Origin of the sequence: Burkholderia latens (assembly GCF_902499045.1) — a bacterium.
In the GTDB taxonomy this organism is placed as follows: domain Bacteria; phylum Pseudomonadota; class Gammaproteobacteria; order Burkholderiales; family Burkholderiaceae; genus Burkholderia; species Burkholderia latens.
The window spans coordinates 18,883-36,265 of sequence record NZ_CABVPL010000013.1 but is presented as its reverse complement, the minus strand read 5'-3'; the positions used below and the strand labels follow the sequence as shown (position 1 = coordinate 36,265).

Annotated in this window: 14 protein-coding genes and 1 pseudogene; all 15 read left to right on the top strand. The window is 65.6% G+C overall.

Annotation, left to right across the window (positions count from 1 at the left end; translation table 11 throughout):
* Complete coding sequence (gene pqqE / locus BSE24067_RS11935; protein WP_151063150.1) at nucleotides 1–1,125, top strand: pyrroloquinoline quinone biosynthesis protein PqqE; 1,125 nt, start codon at nucleotides 1–3, stop codon at nucleotides 1,123–1,125.
* Between the two features lie 924 nt (nucleotides 1,126–2,049).
* Nucleotides 2,050–3,120, top strand: coding sequence for a helix-turn-helix domain-containing protein (locus tag BSE24067_RS11930; protein ID WP_174904763.1), 1,071 nt, complete (start codon nucleotides 2,050–2,052; stop codon nucleotides 3,118–3,120).
* A 776-nt stretch (nucleotides 3,121–3,896) separates the two neighbouring features.
* Nucleotides 3,897–4,958 (top strand): sugar transferase, encoded by a 1,062-nt coding sequence (locus BSE24067_RS11925; RefSeq protein WP_151063152.1) that lies wholly within the window; start codon nucleotides 3,897–3,899, stop codon nucleotides 4,956–4,958.
* Nucleotides 4,959–5,143: 185 nt separating this feature from the next.
* A complete protein-coding gene (locus BSE24067_RS11920) occupies nucleotides 5,144–6,319 on the top strand; it encodes a polysaccharide biosynthesis/export family protein (RefSeq protein ID WP_151063154.1) in 1,176 nt (391 codons plus the stop codon).
* Nucleotides 6,316–6,750 (top strand): low molecular weight protein-tyrosine-phosphatase, encoded by a 435-nt coding sequence (locus tag BSE24067_RS11915; protein WP_151063156.1) that lies wholly within the window; start codon nucleotides 6,316–6,318, stop codon nucleotides 6,748–6,750. The genes BSE24067_RS11920 and BSE24067_RS11915 overlap by 4 nt, the downstream gene beginning before the upstream one ends.
* Nucleotides 6,751–6,803: 53 nt before the next feature.
* Nucleotides 6,804–9,041, top strand: coding sequence for a polysaccharide biosynthesis tyrosine autokinase (locus BSE24067_RS11910; protein WP_151063158.1), 2,238 nt, complete (start codon nucleotides 6,804–6,806; stop codon nucleotides 9,039–9,041).
* A gap of 66 nt (nucleotides 9,042–9,107) precedes the next feature.
* A complete protein-coding gene (locus BSE24067_RS11905) occupies nucleotides 9,108–10,340 on the top strand; it encodes an oligosaccharide flippase family protein (protein WP_151063160.1) in 1,233 nt (410 codons plus the stop codon).
* Nucleotides 10,341–10,368: 28 nt separating this feature from the next.
* Nucleotides 10,369–11,568 carry a capsular polysaccharide export protein, LipB/KpsS family gene (locus BSE24067_RS11900; protein WP_151063162.1) on the top strand — a complete coding sequence of 400 codons (1,200 nt, stop codon included), beginning with the start codon at nucleotides 10,369–10,371 and terminating at the stop codon, nucleotides 11,566–11,568.
* Between the two features lies 1 nt (nucleotide 11,569).
* Nucleotides 11,570–12,100, top strand: a complete 531-nt coding sequence (locus BSE24067_RS11895; RefSeq protein ID WP_151063164.1) for a serine O-acetyltransferase — start codon at nucleotides 11,570–11,572, stop codon at nucleotides 12,098–12,100.
* Nucleotides 12,097–13,050 carry a glycosyltransferase gene (locus BSE24067_RS11890; protein WP_151063166.1) on the top strand — a complete coding sequence of 318 codons (954 nt, stop codon included), beginning with the start codon at nucleotides 12,097–12,099 and terminating at the stop codon, nucleotides 13,048–13,050. The genes BSE24067_RS11895 and BSE24067_RS11890 overlap by 4 nt, the downstream gene beginning before the upstream one ends.
* 54 nt (nucleotides 13,051–13,104) lie before the next feature.
* On the top strand, nucleotides 13,105–14,187 hold the full coding sequence (locus tag BSE24067_RS11885) for a glycosyltransferase family 4 protein (protein ID WP_151063167.1): 1,083 nt from the start codon (nucleotides 13,105–13,107) through the stop codon (nucleotides 14,185–14,187).
* A 76-nt stretch (nucleotides 14,188–14,263) separates the two neighbouring features.
* On the top strand, nucleotides 14,264–15,109 hold the full coding sequence (gene kdsA / locus BSE24067_RS11880; RefSeq protein ID WP_151063169.1) for a 3-deoxy-8-phosphooctulonate synthase: 846 nt from the start codon (nucleotides 14,264–14,266) through the stop codon (nucleotides 15,107–15,109).
* Nucleotides 15,106–15,657, top strand: a complete 552-nt coding sequence (locus tag BSE24067_RS11875; RefSeq protein ID WP_151063171.1) for a KdsC family phosphatase — start codon at nucleotides 15,106–15,108, stop codon at nucleotides 15,655–15,657. Before kdsA ends, BSE24067_RS11875 begins: the two co-directional genes overlap by 4 nt.
* A pseudogene (gene kdsB / locus BSE24067_RS11870) lies at nucleotides 15,641–16,457 on the top strand (3-deoxy-manno-octulosonate cytidylyltransferase). The gene BSE24067_RS11875 and the pseudogene kdsB overlap by 17 nt, the downstream one beginning before the upstream one ends.
* Complete coding sequence (locus tag BSE24067_RS11865; protein WP_151063175.1) at nucleotides 16,435–17,370, top strand: KpsF/GutQ family sugar-phosphate isomerase; 936 nt, start codon at nucleotides 16,435–16,437, stop codon at nucleotides 17,368–17,370. The pseudogene kdsB and the gene BSE24067_RS11865 overlap by 23 nt, the downstream one beginning before the upstream one ends.
* Nucleotides 17,371–17,383: the final 13 nt, after the last annotated feature.

Sequence of the window (17,383 nt, the reverse complement as noted above, 5' to 3'; positions counted from 1 at the left end):
ATGGACATGACACCTCCTCCGAACCGGCCGTCCGCGCCGCTGTGGCTGCTCGCCGAACTCACGTACCGGTGCCCGCTGCACTGCGCGTTCTGCTACAACCCGGTCGACTTCGCGACGCACGGCCCCGAACTCGATACCGACGCGTGGCGCACGGTGATCAGCGACGCGCGCGCGCTCGGCGCCGCGCAGATCGGCTTTTCCGGCGGCGAGCCGCTGCAGCGCGACGATCTCGAGGAGCTGGTCCGGCATGCGCGGTCGCTCGGCTTCTATACCAATCTGATCACGTCGGGCGTGGGCCTCAACGACGCGCGCATCGACCGGCTCAAGGCCGCCGGGCTCGATCATATTCAGCTGTCGCTGCAGGATTCGACGCGCGAGCTGAACGATTTCCTGACGAGCACGCGCACGTTCGATCTCAAGCGCGGCGTCGGCCGGCTGATCAAGTCGCGCGGCTACCCGATGGTGCTGAACTGCGTGCTGCATCGCTACAACCTGCCGCACGTCGGGCAGATCATCGAGATGGCGCTCGACCTCGGCGCCGATTTTCTCGAGCTCGCCAACACGCAGTATTACGGGTGGGCGATGCTGAATCGCGACCAGCTGATGCCGACTGCCGAGCAGTTGCGCGAGGCGGAGGAAACGGTCAACCGCTACCGGAAGCTCGTCGGCGAGCGTTGCAAGATCCTGTTCGTCGTGCCCGACTACTTCGAGCAGCGGCCGAAGGCGTGCATGAACGGGTGGGGCTCGGTGTTCCTCGGCGTCGCACCGGACGGCACCGCGCTGCCATGCCATGCCGCGCGCTCGCTGCCGGGCCTCGCGCTGCCGAACGTGCGCGAGCGGTCGCTGAAGGAAATCTGGTACGAAAGCGACGCGTTCAACGCATTTCGCGGCGACGGCTGGATGCGCGACCCGTGCCGAACCTGCGACGAGCGCCATGTGGATCATGGCGGATGCCGATGCCAGGCCTACATGCTGGCCGGCGATCCGGCGCAGGCCGATCCGGTCTGTGCGAAATCCGCGCATCACGGGCGCGTCGAGCAGGCGGTACAGTTCGCGAGGCGGCCGGCGCGCGACGACGAGCGGCCGCTGGTTTTTCGCAGTGTTGCCAATTCGATAGCGCGTTGAGCGGCACGCATGCCGCCCGGGCTCGCGTTTCCATTCAAACGGCTGTTCGATATATGCGGGGCGCATGGGTATACCATGGCGCGCACACCTGCGTCGTCCCGTTTCCCCATTCGACCGAAGCACAACGGTCATGTAAGCGATGGGCTTCCGGATGCGGTTCGGCTTTAGCGCATCCGCACGCGCTCTCATGTGACGAATGCGCGCCGGCCCGTCCGGTAAATGGCGGCGGATTCGCATCACATACGCGTCGGCTGTAATCCACGGTAATGCCGGATAATCCGATGCATCTGCTCATGGGTAAGTCCGTTTCGACGACAACGTTTGCCCGGCGCTAAATCACGCAGATCCGACGATGACAGCAATATTGCATTGTCGATACGAAACGACACATTGCGCGAATTGCCATTAATGTTCGCCAAAATTGCCGTGTCGAGCGTTTCCCCGAAATCGAAGCGTGTACGATGCAAACACGGTGTCGCCGATCGGCATTCACTGACCCGCCGGATCGCGCTCGCGCCATTCGGCCGTCTGTCGCATGCGTAACATTTAAAGCGCCGGGGATCCCGCCTCGGCAGTATCCGCCCATTGTGGTCGCGATACCGTCCCTTCGTCCGTTTCGGCAGTGCCAGCCGGAATAGACAGCACATTCAGCCGATTTCAGCTTCTCTTCATCCCCGCTGGAGAAGGCATACGCCATATCCTGATTAAAATTGCGGCACATTGACACATGTCAATCGTCTGAAAATACGCGCGAATGCAATTCGTCCGAATGTGACGGATATCACTAAATAGTGCCATACCATAGGCTTGATGGATTCCGACAACAACACGGCGAAAACAGACATTGGGAAATCGGCGGGCAAGGGTCGCCCCTATGATGCGGCGCAGAAAACAACAAATGTAAGAAATTGTTAAAGGGCCGCAATGATGCAAACAGTGTCGAATCATTCCTCGACGGGGTTAAGCGTGAATCGTGGTAGAAGCGCCGGCAACCGGCATCAACGAGCAAGCGTAATCGTACTGTTGCTCGAGGGTTTCTCCATCATGCAAATGGGCAAGCTGGCTGCCGTTTTCGAACTCGCAAATCAGCTAGGGCGTGCCGATGGCGCTTTCACCGATCGTTACGAATTGCGGTTGTATTCCGTGCATGGCGGCCCGGTCCGTTCGTCGTCCGGCGTCGGCATCTGGACGGAAGCAGCCCGGACGCTCGAGGCGAGCACGGTGCACGCGATGTTCGTACTGAGTGGCCAGGACGGGATCGACGCGCTCGACGAACAACTGATCGGGTGGCTCCGGCATGCGCATCAGCGCGCACGGGTCGTGCGCGGCAGTCACGGCGGCCGCAAGTTGCTCACGCAGATTCGTCTGAACCAGAAGGCGGCCGAAAAGGCTGCGGCCGGGATCGGCGCGGGCGTTGCGTCGGCCGACGGCCGCGATGGCGGTGAGCCGGACGGAGACGAAGACGACGGACCGTTCTCCGACGCGTTGTCGATCGTCCGCGCGGACATGGGCTACGAAATCGCGCAGGAAATCGTGATGTGCATGGTGTCCGGCGCGAACCGCAAGCTGACCGACGTACTGTTCGGCGCACGAATCGCACGCGCGAGCACGTTGATCCGGATGGCCGCGCATCATCTGCGCGTGAACAGCGAGAACCGGATATCGATCGCGGATGCGGCGCAGGCCGCGGCGATGAGCGAGCGCAACTTTCTGCGGCGTTTCAAGAACGAGATCGGCGTCACGCCGACCGAGTTCGTACTGAAAATCCGCCTCGAAAAGGCGTGCCGCATGCTGATCGAGACCGACCTTCCGGCGGACAAGGTCGCGCGACGCACCGGTCTCGGCAGCGGCGACCGGATGGCGAAACTGTTTCGCCAGCACCTTCAGACGTCGCCAACGGAATATCGCGCGGCCGCACGCAAGGACGGCGCCGCATCGGCGGACCTGCTCTACGCGGCGGATCTCGGCGACTGGATGAGCGGCGCACCCTCGTAGATCCGCGATTGCGATTCGACGTTGGCCGCCGGGCGCCGCGTCGGTCGACGCGGCGCAATTGCATTGCGCGAATTCGAATCGATATTCCCGGCATTAACGACTCGTTCGAATGACGATGCCGTTATTCCGGCGTCGAAAATTCCCGATATAAATCGCGCTGCATCTGACGAAGGCGAATTCGGCCACAATCGTGGCGCAGTCCGACACAGGCCGGCCCAAACCCGCTTTTCCCGCTTAATTTATCGACTGGCCTTTCGAGGAGGCGGCACCCCGGCACTCCTCGGAATTTTGCCTGCCGTGTTGCCGTGAGCACACCGTGCAGGCCTTTTTATTCATTGTGCGAGCATCCGGCGCGTCCATCGGCCGATGCTCGCCTGCAGCTTGCCGCAGTGCCGCGCGAAGCATCGAATGCTCGATGCGCGCGCTGCAGCGCGCACGCCGAGTCGCGCCTCGACATGCAATAACGGGTCGTGCGCGCGATTTGAAATTCGATCGGAAATTATCGTGCGCGGCCGTTATGCACGCATGAAACACGCATTGCCGGATTCAAGAAATCAATTGAATAATTCGCGCGCGTAACGTGCCTTGATGTGTTCCGCCATCAACAAGGCGAATTCGGACGCCAGCGATAAAACCGCGAGTTGCGACGCATATGATGCACTGCGGAAACGTTGAAGCAACGGTATCGCAACAAGCGCGCCCTGTGGACGCGCATCGGCGTGATGCGCCGCTGCACCTCGAACGGATGTTGGACGATGAATTAGGAGTTCATATCAATGAATTCGTTGATCAATCGAGCGACCGATATCGGACTGATCGTGCTGGGCGCATTCATTCCCGCGTTGATCGGGGCTACCGGCGGCGCACGCGGGACCCTGTTCGACGGCGTACTCGTGGCATTCGCGGCAGCGCTCGCGCTGTCGGTCTTTCCCGCGTGCGGCATCTACGAGGCGGCGCGCACGCGCTCCGCGCTGCACGTGCTCGGCCGCACGATACTCGCATGGATCGTCGTGCAGGGGATGAGCACCGCGCTGCTGTACGTGCTGCATCGCGCGCACGTGCTGTCGAGCGAGTGGTTCGTGTACTGGACGCTCGCGAGTGGGATCGCTCTGATCGCGTTCCGCGCGCTGACGCTCGCGATCTTCGGCATGCTCGAGCGGGCCGGCGGCCGGGTGCGCGCGGCAGCCATCGCGCACGCGGACCTGCGTGGACAACGCACGGTCGGCCGCATCAAGCGGTTGGTCAAGCGCAGCTTCGACCTGGCCGGCGCGTCGTTGCTGCTCGTCATGCTGGCGCCGGTATTGCTCTGCATCGCCTGGATCGTGCGGCGCGACGGCGGTCCGGCGATCTTCGGGCACGAGCGTGTCGGTCGTGACGGCCGCCGGTTCAAATGCCTCAAATTCCGCTCGATGGTGACGAACGCCGATGCGGTGCTCAAGGCGCTGCTCGAGCGCGATGCCGACGCCCGCGCGGAATGGGATCGCGAATTCAAGCTGAAGAACGACGTGCGCATTACGCCGATCGGCCGCCTGCTCCGCAAGACGAGTCTCGACGAACTGCCGCAGCTGCTCAACGTGCTGAAGGGCGACATGAGCCTGGTCGGACCGCGTCCCATCGTCGAGGCGGAACTCGAGCGCTACGGTGCAGACGTGCGCTATTACCTGATGGCAAAACCCGGCATGACCGGTCTCTGGCAGGTCAGCGGCCGCAACGACACCGACTATTCGACGCGCGTGTCGCTCGATGTGCGCTACGTGCGCGAATGGTCCCTGCGTCGCGACATCGGCATTCTGTTCCGGACGATCAACGTGGTGGTGCGCGGTTCGGGCGCGTATTAGTACGCCACCGCGCGCCGGTCCGCCGCCACTGTGCGGCGGGAACGCGTGACGACGGCGGGCGACACGGTATTCGGCAGCAGGCAGTGGCAGCAAGCATGTCCGGTCTCGACAGGGGTGCTGTACTCGCGGTCGACACGACGCGGGGCGACCGGCGCAATTTCAAATTAAAAAAGTGCGAGGTTGTAATGCAGAGGTTGCGTCAAATGGAGTCGGCGCGCGGGTGCGCGCCGCGTCGACCATCGCGTGTCGGTCCGCTCGTGATGATCCTGCCGCTGTGTGCATTGCTGGGCGCATGCGGCATCGCACCGGGCATGCGCATGCAGCAGCCGGCGTCGATCCCGCTGCAAAGCGGCGCCACGCCGGCCGACAGTGCGGCGCTGCCGGTGCCGGTCACGAATATCGATGTTGCGCTGATCCGTCGGATGCGCGACAGCGAGCGCAGTACGCACGGCGATGCGCACGATATCGTGTCGGCGCCGGGCGCGTACACCATCGGCCGCGGCGACGTGCTGCAGATCACCGTGTGGGACCATCCTGAACTCGCAGCCGCACTCGGCGCGCCCGCGCAGGCCGCGCCGCGCGCGGCGGATGCGCCGCCGGGCTTCGTCGTCGACCAGGACGGCACGCTGCAGTTTCCGTTCGCGGGCCGGTTGACGGTTGCCGGGCTGACGGCCGAGCAGGTGCAGACGCAGCTCACGCGCCGTCTCGACAAGACGTTCAGGAATCCGCAAGTGACGGTGCGCATTGCGTCGTTCCGTGCGAAGCAGGTGTATATCGAGGGCGAGGTGCACACGCCGGGCTCGCAATCCGTAAACGATATTCCGATGACGCTGTACGACGCGATCGGGCGAGCCGGCGGCTTTTCCGCGTCGGCCGACCAGAGCCGCATCGTGCTGGTGCGCGACGGCGTCGAGCGCCGGATCGACCTGACCGAGATGGCCGAGCAGGGGCGCAATCCGTCGAAGATCGTGCTGCGCAACGGCGATCTGGTGCGCGTGTTGCCGCGCGACGAGAGCGGCGTGTTCGTGATGGGCGAGGTCAACAAGCCCGTCACCGCGCTGCCGATGCGAAACGGCAGGCTGACGCTGAGCGAGGCGCTCGCGCAGGCAGGCAGCCTGAACGCGAACACCGCCGACGCCGCGCAGCTGTACGTGGTGCGCGGAATGCAGGGCCAGCAGCCGCAGATCTATCACCTCGATGCGCGCTCGCCCGTCGCGATGGTGCTGGCGAACCAGTTCCAGCTGAAACCGAAGGACGTCGTGTACGTCGACGGCAACGGGCTCGTGCGCTTCAGCCGGGTGCTCAGCCTGTTGCTGCCGGCCATCAACGCCGGCCTGACCGCGGCGATCGCGACGAAATGATGGAATCGATCCTGATCGTTTGCGAGGGCAACATCTGCCGCAGCCCGATGGCCGAAGCGATGCTGCGCCGAGCCATGCCCGGGCGGCGCGTCGCGTCCGCCGGGCTGAACGCACTGGTCGGCATGCCGGCCGCGCCGTACGCGTGCGAGGTGATGCAGATGCGCGGCTTCGACGTGTCGACGCATCGCGCGCAGCAGATCGGCCGCTCGCTGTGCACCGACGCCGATCTGATCCTCGTGATGGACCGTCGCCAGCGCACGGCGCTGGAGAACCAGTTCCCGTTCGTGCGGGGACGCGTGTTCCGTCTCGGCGAGTACTCGGATTTCGACGTGCATGACCCGTACCGCCAGCCCCGATTCGTGTTCGAACGCTGCGCGCGCCTGATCGAACTCGGCGTGTCCGAGTGGTCGCAGCGCTTGCGTATCGTCTGATGCGGCCGCAGGTCGATGCCCCACTGGAACCCAATACGCCTTCTATCGTTGCCATGACCCAACCTTCCGCCCCGCCGCAGCGACCCGTCGAAGACGGCAGCGAGACCGATTTCGTCGCCGTGCTCGACATCCTGCTGGAAAGCCGCTGGCTGATCGCGGCCATCACGTGCGTGCTGCTCGCCGCCGGGCTCGCGTACGCGATTCTCGGCAAGCCCGTGTTCGAAGCGAACATCATGGTCCAGGTCGAGGACAGCCCGGACACGTCGGCCGCCAAGTCGTTGCTCGGCGACGTGTCGTCGCTGTTCGACGTCAAGTCGTCGGCCGCCGCCGAACAGCAGATCCTCGCGTCGCGTCTCGTCGTCGAACGCGCGGTCGACAAGCTCAACCTGTTCATCGACGCGGAGCCGAAGCGCTTTCCGTTGATCGGCGACTGGATCGCGCGCCATGGCGACGGCCTGTCCGATCCGGGCCTCGCCGGCTTCGGCGGCTACACATGGGCGCGCGAGCGCATCGCCGTACCGCGTTTCGACGTGCCGCGCAAGAACGAAGGCGATTCGTTCACGCTGACGAGCCTCGGCGGCAAGCGCTATCGGCTCGAAGGCGGCGATCTCGCGGCTCCGGTCGAAGGGACGGTCGGCACACTCGAGCGCTTCCATTCGCCGCGCGGCCCGATCACGCTGCAGGTCGCATCGATCGCCGCGAAACCCGGCGCCGCGTTCGTGCTGGTGCGCAATTCGCGGCTGAAGACGATCGAGGACATCCGCGACCGCCTCAACGTGCAGGAACGCGTGAAGCAGTCGGACGTCGTCGTCGCCAGCCTGCAGGACACCGATCCGAAGTGGGTCAGCGACACGATGAACGAGATCGGCCGTCAGTACGTGCGGCAGAACATCGAACGGAAATCGGCGGAGGCCGCGCAGTCGCTGGAATTCCTGACCGCGCAACTGCCGCAGCTCAAGCGGCAGTTGACCGATTCCGAGGCACGGCTGACCAGGCTGCGCAACGAGCGCAGCACGGTCGACCTGACCGAGGAAGCGAAGCTCGCGCTGGCGCAAACCGCCGACGCGAAAACGCGCCTGCTCGAACTGCAGCAGAAGCGGCAGGAGCTGATGTCGCGCTTCACCGAACGGCACCCGAGCGTGGCCGCGATCGACGAGCAGATCGCCGCGCTGAGCGGCTATCGAAACGCGGCCGAGCAGCAGATCCGGCGCTTGCCCGACTTGCAGCAGGAAATGGTGCGGCTGATGCTCGACGTGAAGGTCAACACGGATCTCTACACCGCGCTGCTCAACAACATGCAGCAGTTGCAGCTCGTGCAGGCCGGCAAGACCGGCAACGTGCGGCTCGTCGACACCGCGGCGGTGCCGGAAGTGGCCGTGCGGCCGAAGAAAGCGCTCGTCGCGCTGGCGTCGCTGCTGCTCGGGTTGCTCGCCGGCTGCGGCACCGCGATCGTCCGCTCGATGCTGTTCCACGGCATCTCCGATCACAACGAGATCGAGCGGCGTCTCGGCCTCGCGGTGTACGCGACGGTGCCGATCAGCGACCATCAGCGCGAGCTGGCCGAGGAGGCCGCACGCAAGAGCGGCCACAAGTCGATCCTGTCGATCGATTTCCCGAACGAGCCCGCGGTCGAATGCCTGCGGAGTTTGCGCACCGCGCTGCAGTTCGCGATGCTCGAGGCGAAGAACAACATCGTGCTGATTGCAGGTCCCGCGCCAGGCGTCGGCAAGACCTTCCTGTCGTCGAACCTCGCAGTCGTGATGGCAAGCGCCGGCAAGCGCGTGCTGCTGATCGACGGCGACATCCGCAAGGGCCGGCTGCACGACTATTTCGGCTTCCCGCGCGGCCGCGGCTTTACGGAACTGATCGCCGGCAGCGTGCGCGTGGAGGACGTGATTCATCGCGACGTGGTCGACGGTCTCGACTTCATCTCGACCGGGACGATGCCGAAGAACCCCGCCGAACTGCTGCTGAACCGCAATCTCGCGATGCTCGTCGGCGATCTGTCGTCGTGCTACGACATCGTCGTGATCGACTCGGCGCCGGTACTCGCCGTGCCCGATACCGGCATACTCGGCGCGGTCGCCGGCACCGCGCTGCTCGTCACGATGGCGGGCAAGACGAAGCTCGGCGAGATCGACGAATCCGCGAAGCGGTTCGCGCAGAACGGCGTCCGCCTGAACGGCGTGATCTTCAACGGCGTCAATCCGCGGCTCGGACAGTACGGGTATGGATCGAAGTACGGCGGCTATCGCTACGTCGCGTACGAATACGGGGCGCAGGATGCGTGACGCGCGCAGCGCTGCCGTCGGCGGCACCGCCCGCGCATCTGCCCGCGCACGGCGCATGGAGGCGAGATGATCAATCCACGGGACTCGATCGTATCGCTTGCCGGCGTCGTGGCCGGGCAGATCGCGCTGTTCGTCTGCATCTTCGTGATCGGACGGCGTTTCGGGCCGGAGTCGCTCGGCCACTTCAACTATCTGCTTGCGCTCGCGACCTTCGTCGGCACGTTGCTCGCGTTTCGTTACGAGCTTGCGTGCGTCGACGACGCACCGGGCGAGTCGTTCAATGCGTTCGTCAACGTGACGGCGCTGAGCATGGCAGTCGTTGCCGGGTTCGCGACGCTGCTCGCGATCGCCGGGCGTGGCGACCTGTATCTCGTCGCCGTCTATGCGCTCGCAACGTTCGTGCAACTCGCTGCCGGATCCTATCTGAACAGTCTCCGACGCTACGGCTGGATCGCGCTGTCACGCGTGGTGGTCAACGGTGCGTTTCTCGCGGGCCTCGCGCTGTCGCTCGCTTGCGCCGCGTGCGGGCATGCCGACGTGTTCGCGCTGTACACATGGGTCACCGCCGCGGTGTCGAGCGTGATGGCGGCGGCAATCATGATTTCCGGTTATCGGGCCGGGCATTCGTTCCGGCTGTCGCGCGGATTTTTCGTGAGGAACCGCCGTTTCGCGCTGTATATCCTGCCGTCGACACTGTGCGCGTCCGTGCTGACTTACGCGCTGTCGATCGCGATTCCGCACTGGTTCGATGCGCAGAGCGCCGGTTACTTCGCGGCCGCGTACCGGCTTGGGTTCTTTCCGGTGTCGCTGATCGCACAGAGCGTCGGCGGCGTGTTCCGCCGCGACGCGATCGGCGCGATGGCCCGCCCGGATGCCGACACGATGGTGCCGCGCGTGTATCGGTCCTACGCTCGCGCGCTGACGGCGCTCGCGGCCGTGTACCTGGCCGGAGGGCTCCTGCTGTTCGCGCCGCTCGTCAATCTCTTTTTCGGCGAAAGCTGGCGCGGCTCGGTCGGGTTCTATCACAGCCTGATGCCGCTGTTCGCGTTGCAGCTGATCTACGTGCCGCTGTCGCAGATCTTCCTCGCGACGCGCGCGCAGCGCATCGATTTCCTGTTTCAGCTGACCTGCGGCGTGTGTCTTGCCGGCGCGCTGGGCGCCGCGCGGCTGATGAACCTGTCGGCCGCGATGAGCGTGCAGGTTTTTTCGCTGACCGGCGCGGTGCTGATGGCGGCCGGCATTGCGCTCACGTACCGGGTCCTCGGCACGAACCTGTCCCGATCCGGGGCGCTGGCGTGAGATCGCCGAAACGACGAACGAGCCTACCATGATCCTGATAGTCATCGATTCCCTCGAGCGTTACTACTTCGTGAAGCGCCTCGTGAACGCCGTGCGACATGAATACGAGTTCGCATTCCTGACGAGCGAACCGGTCGCGCATCTCGGCCTGCTGCTGAACGGCTATCGGTCGGTGTATCTGAATCGCCTGCTGCCGATCGACGTGCGCGACGGCCAGCCGGCCGACCGCACGCCATACCAGTTGTCCATCGAAGTGCTGAACGGACAGATGACCGACGCGCGCGCGAAGCGCGAGTCCGCGGCGATTTTCCATATCGCGTCGGCACTGCTGCGCGGGCTCCGGGTCGACCAATGCGTGATGTGGAACGGGCAGCAACTGGTGTGTCGCGCGGTGCGGCAGGCGTGCACGGTGCACGGCGTCGCGACCCGCTTCATCGAGATCTCGAACCTGCCGGGCAAGCTGTTCGTCGATCCGATGGGCGTCAATGCGCTGTCGACGATCAGCCGCAACCCCGAAGTCATCGATCGGCTGCCGCTGCCCGACGAGGACACGCATGCGCGCTGGCTGTCGGCGTATGAACGCTACAAGCAGATGCCGCTGCCGCAGGCGCGAACGTCATTCGCGCGCAAGGCCATGTCCGCGACGAACTATGTGCTCAAGGCGCTCAGCCGCGGCGTCGGCCGCCGGCGTCTCGCGAGCGTGCGCACGCGCAACGGGATGCCGGCGCCGCGCGACGCGAAGTACATGCCGGCCGACACGCTGGCGACCTGCCGCTATGTGTTCCTGCCGCTGCAGGTGTCCGGCGATACGCAGATCAAGCTGCACTCGGACGTCGGCAATCTCGACGCGATCCGTCACGCGTTCGAGTTCGCGGCGAACGAGAGCGCCGATCTGTTCGTGAAGCTGCATCCGGCCGAGACGGATGCAGCGGAGATCGATGCGATCGTGCAACTGCAGCGGACCTATCACTTCGAGATCGTCACGTCGCCGACCACCGACCTGCTGCGGCACGCGTATGCGGTCGTGACGATCAACTCGACGGTCGGGCTCGAGGCGATGCTGTACGGAAAGCGCGTGGTGTCGCTCGGCCGCTGCTTCTACAGGGAATTCGACCGCGAGCGGCTGCTGAAGTACATCCATTCGTTCCTGGTCGACGGCATCGATTATTTCGGCGCTGCGCGCATTCCCGCCGATGCCGCGCGGCGCGTGTTCGCAAGGCGGCACTGACATGGCCGTGTCGTTGCGACAGACCGCCGAGGCGATCGCCGAAGACTGCCGCCGCAACGCGTTCTTCAAGACGCGCTGCGTGGTGATCTTCTACCGCGTCGTGCATTACCTCGCGTGCCGGAGCCGGTTCACGCTGCTGGCCGGCGCGCCGCTGATCCTCGTCTACATCGTGCTGTGCGACTGGCTGATGGGCATCGAGATCCCGGTCAAGACGAGGATCGGCAAGGGGCTCGCGCTTTATCACGGCACCGGCCTCGTGATCAACGGCTACGCGGTGATCGGCGACTACTGCACGTTGCGGCACGGCGTGACCATCGGCAACACGATCCGGAAGGACGGCACGCTTGGCGGCGTGCCGACGATCGGCGATCACGTGGAATTCGGCGTGCACAGCGTCGTGCTCGGCGCGGTGCGCGTCGGCGACCGCGCGCGGATCGGTGCGGGGGCGGTAGTGCTGCGCGACGTACCGGACGGCCGCGTGGCCGTCGGCGTGCCGGCGCGCATTCTCGACATCGGAGATGGACCGACATGAAAATATTCATCGTGCATCCCGGCAAGGCGAACTATCCGGAGGTTGCCGCGTACGGCCGCCGCCTGAGAACGCACGGGTTCGAAGTGTTCGACGGCGATCTCGACGCATACGCGCGCTTTCCGGACCAGGACACGTGCATCCTGTGGTGCATCATGGGCTTCTATCGCGCGTTGCCGCCCGCGCGGTTCGTGATTCACGACTATCGGTCGCTGTCGGTCGGCCGGCTCGCGGCCGTCAAGGACTGCGTGAAGCGCGCCTTCAACGTGCGCCCGGATCTGCGCATTTTCCAGAACGAGCGGATGCGCGACGCGATGGCGTTTCGCGACGGCGTGCGTTCGCTGCTGCTGCCCATGGGAGTGCCGGACTGGATCTTCGAACCCGCTGACGCCGATGCCGGCGACGCCGGGCAAACCGTGTCCGGACGATTCTGCTATATCGGCGAGATGAGCCGCGAGCGCGGCTTTCACAAGGTGCTGGCCGCCTATCGCGATGCGCGGCGCGATGAAGCGGACACGCTCGTGCTGGTCGGCAACCCGGAGCCCGAGATCCGCGCGGCGTTCGCCGATACGCCGGGCATCCGTTTCGTCGGCCGCGTGCCGCAGCCCCATGCTTTGCGGATCGTCCGCAACAGCGAATACGCGGTGTGCTTCTTTCCCTATCACCGGCCGCATTGCTTCCAGACACCGACGAAGCTGCTCGAATACGCATCGCTGGGCAAGAAGATCGTGTGCAACGACGCGCCGTCGAACGTGCGCACCGCGAGTGAGCTCGGCATCCAGTGCCACGTCACCGGCGCGACGATCTTCGACGAACTGTTTCCGCTGTCGACGATTCGCGCGACGCGTCCCGATCCGGCTGCGATGAAGTCGCTCGAATGGGGGCGCGTGATCGAGCGGTCGGGGGTGCTCGCGTATATCGATGCGGTCGCGGGGCGCACGGCGAGCGTTTGACGATGCCATTCGCCATCGACGCGCGATGGCTCATCCCTCATGGAACGGACTCCGATGAAGATCGTCCACATAGTCGAATCCAGCGCGACGGGCACGCTGTCGATGGTATGCCTGATCGCGAATCGCCTGGCCCGCGAAGGGCACGACGTGCATGTCGTCTACTCGGTGCGGCCCGATACGCCACGCAACCTCGCCGCGATGTTCGACACGCGCGTGTCGCTGCGCCACGTGCAGATGAAGGGCGCGGGGCTGCTGCGCACCGTCGGCCGGCTGCGCGCGGCGCTCAACGAGATCGGTCCGGACGTCGTGCACCTGCATTCGTCGTTCGCCGGTTTTCTCGGGCGGCTGTCGACGCTGTTTGCGTTGCCGAAGGCAGCGTTCTTCTATAGCCCGCACTGCATTTCGTTCATGCGCCGCGATATTTCGGGCATGAAGCGTCTGGCGTTCGTCGCGCTCGAGTGGATCGCGTGCGTGCGCAAATGCCTGTACGTCGCGTGTTCCGAAAGCGAAGGCCGCGCGATTCGCGCATGGCTTCGTCAGCCGGTGGTGGTCGTCGAGAATGCGGTGAGCGACGTCACGTCGTCCGCGCGTGCGGGCGATGCGGACGCGCGCGCCGATGGTGCCCGATGCGTGTTGACCGTCGGCGGCGTCCGTGCGCAAAAGAACCCCGAACTGTTCGCCCGGATTGCTCACGGCATGCGGGCGCACGGCACGCGCTTCGTATGGATCGGCGACGGCGACGCGGCGCTGAAGTTGCGGCTGGCGGCAGCGGGCGTCGAAGTCACCGGATGGTTGCCGCACGACGAAGTTGCGCGCCGGCTCGAACGCGCGGACGTGTATCTGTCGACGTCGTCGTGGGAGGGCATGCCGGTGTCGGTGATCGAGGCGATGCTGGCGGGCCGGCCGGTGGTCGCGTCCGACTGTGCCGGCAACGTGGATGTCGTCCGCCATTTGCAGACTGGCGTGATCTACGCGACGGCGGCCGATGCGGTCGCGTGGCTGACGCGCATTACCGGCGACGACGCGCTGCGACGGGAACTGGGCCGCCGGGCGAGCAGCGAGGCGCGGCAGCGCTTCGGCGAGGAGCGCTTGTTCGCGGAACTCGCGCCGCTCTATGCTGAACGCGTGGCCCGCTGACAACTTGAAGCGGCCGCGCTCGACCGGTGCGCTCGCGCAACACCCGCAACGCCGCCCCAATTTCGTGGAGAACCGTATGAATGTAACCATCACCCCGGACGTCATCGTCGGGAACGACCAGCCGTTCGTGCTCTTCGGCGGCCTGAACGTGCTGGAAAGCCTGGAGTTCACGCTCGACGTCTGCAGCACGTTCGTCGAGGTCACGCGCCGTCTCGGCATTCCGCTGGTGTTCAAGGCGTCGTTCGACAAGGCAAACCGTTCGTCGATCCACTCGTATCGCGGCGTGGGGTTCGACGAAGGACTCAGGATCTTCGACGAAGTCAAAAGCCGCTTCGGCGTGCCGGTGATTACCGACGTGCATGAAGTGTGGCAGGCCGAACCGGTCTCTCAGGTCGTCGACGTGCTGCAGGTGCCGGCATTCCTGGCACGCCAGACGGATCTCGTCGTCGCGATCGCGCGGACCGGCAACGCGGTCAACATCAAGAAGCCGCAGTTCATGAGCCCGACGCAGATCGAGCACGTCGTATCGAAGTGCCGCGAGGCCGGCAACGACAACGTGATCCTGTGCGAACGCGGGTCGTCGTTCGGCTACGACAACCTCGTCGTCGACATGCTCGGCTTCCGCCAGATGCGCGATGCGACGGGTGACTGCCCGGTGATCTTCGACGTCACGCACAGCCTGCAGATGCGCGATCCGGGCGGCGCCGCGTCCGGCGGCCGGCGGCGCCAGGTGCTCGATCTCGCGCGCGCCGGGATGGCTGTCGGACTCGCCGGGCTGTTCGTCGAAGCGCATCCGGATCCCGATCGCGCGCGCTGCGACGGCCCGAGCGCGCTGCCGCTCGCGTTGCTCGACCCGTTCCTGCAGCAGGTGAAGGCAGTGGACGACCTGGTCAAGCGGCTGCCGCCGCTCGAGATCCGATGAGCGGCGCGATCTATCGCGGGCCCGTGCGGCTGGTGCTGTTCGACGTCGACGGCGTGCTGACCGACGGTTCGCTCCACGTCACGGCGGACGGCGAGTTCATGAAGAGCTTTCACGCACGGGACGGCGTCGCGTTTGCGCTGTTGCGCGCGCACGGCATCCGCACCGGCATCCTGTCGGGCAAGCACAGCGGCGCGCTGGCGTGGCGCGCGGCACGGCTCGGCGTGGACGTGCTGGTGACCGGTTGCGACGACAAGGCCGCCGGTTATGCGGACATCAAGGCGCGGCAACGGCTCGGCGATCACGAGATCGCGTACGTCGGCGATGACGTGAACGATCTCGCGGTCATCGAACGCGTCGGCTTGTCGTATGCGCCAGCCGATGCGCATCGGCTCGTCCGCTCGCGGGTCGATCGCGTGATGGACACGGCCGGCGGCCACGGCGTCGCGAGGGAGGTAGCCGAGCATCTGCTGGCGGAGGGCGGACTGTCGCTCGACGACGCGTACCGGCCGCTGTTCGAACAATGGAGCGATCATGACGTCGTCCAATAACGCGCGGCCGGTGCGTGTCGTGATTCCGGCCCGGTACGGTTCGACGCGACTGCCGGGCAAGCCGCTCGTCGATCTCGACGGCAAGCCGATGATCGTTCGCGTGCATGAGCGTGTGCGCCGTGCGCTGCCCGGTGCCGACATCGTCGTCGCGATCGACGACGGGCGCATCGCCGATGTGCTCGACGCGCGCGGCATCCGCTTCGCGATGACCGACGCCGGTCATGCGTCCGGCACCGATCGTGCGGCGGAAGTCGCGCGTGTGCTGGGCTGGGCCGACACCGATGCGGTGATCAACGTGCAGGGCGACGAACCGTTCGTGCCGACCGCGCTGCTGCAAGCGTTCGCCCGCTTCTGCGGTGCCGCGCCCGACCTCGGTGTCGCGACGGTGGCGTGCCCGGTCGGCGACGCCGCGCTGCTCGACGAGCCGGCCATCGTCAAGCTCGTCGTCGATCGCCGCGGCCGTGCGCTGTATTTCTCGCGCGCGGCGATTCCGTTCTGTCGGGACGGGCGGCCGGCTGACGTGGGCCACGCAAGTGAATCGGGCGGCGACCGGTTTCTACGCCACATTGGCCTCTACGGCTACGGAAACGCGAGCTTGCAGGCACTCGCGAGCACGGCGCCGTGCGAGCTCGAGCAGCTGGAAAAACTCGAACAGTTGCGCGCACTCTGGCTCGGCATGCCGATCGACGTGATGCGCTGGCCCGATGCGCCGCCGCCCGGCATCGATACGCCCGACGACGTCGAGCGCGTCGTCTCCCTTCTCAAAACGGCAAACCCATGATGCGACAGAACCATACTGAATCGGCACGGCAGGTCTTCGAGATCGAGTCGCTCGCACTGGCCGGCGTGGCCGCACGGCTCGACGCGAACTTCGACGACGCGATCGAGATCATCCTGGCTTCGCGCGGCCGCGTCGTCGTGTGCGGAATGGGCAAGTCCGGCATCGTCGGCAGGAAGATCGCCGCGACGCTGTCGAGCACCGGCACGCCCGCATTCTTCATGCACCCGGGCGAGGCCTATCACGGCGACCTCGGCATGGTGACGCCGGACGATACGTTTCTCGCGATTTCGAATTCCGGCGAAACCGACGAAGTGATCAAGCTGATTCCGTTCCTGCGCAGCAACGGCAACGACCTGATCGCACTCACCGGCAATCCGGCGTCGACGCTCGCGATGGCCGCGCGCGCCCATCTCGACATCGGCGTCGAGCGCGAAGCGTGCCCGCTGCAACTCGCGCCGACCGCATCGACGACGGCGACGCTCGCGATGGGCGATGCGCTGGCGGTCACGCTGATGCGCGCGCGCGGCTTCCAGCCTGAACACTTCGCGCGCTTTCATCCCGGCGGCTCGCTCGGCCGACGGTTGCTGTCGATCGTCGACGATGAAATGGCACGCGCAAACCTGCCGTTCGTGACCGAGGACATGTCGACACTCGATGTGCTGGACGCGATGACGCGCGGGCGGCTCGGGCTCGCGATCGTGAAGCGGCGCGCCGGTTGGGGCATCGTGACGGACGGCGACATCCGTCGCGCGATCGAACGTCACGGCGACGAGGTATTGCGGCGCACCGCGGCCGACATGATGTCGATCGAGCCGTCGACGGTGCGGCCCGGCACGCGGGTCGAGGATGCGCTTCAGCTGATGCAGCAGCAGCGGATCGGCGCGCTGCTGGTCGTCGACGGCGGCGAGGTCGTCGGCGTGTTCAAGAAGTAGGCGAAGGCATCCG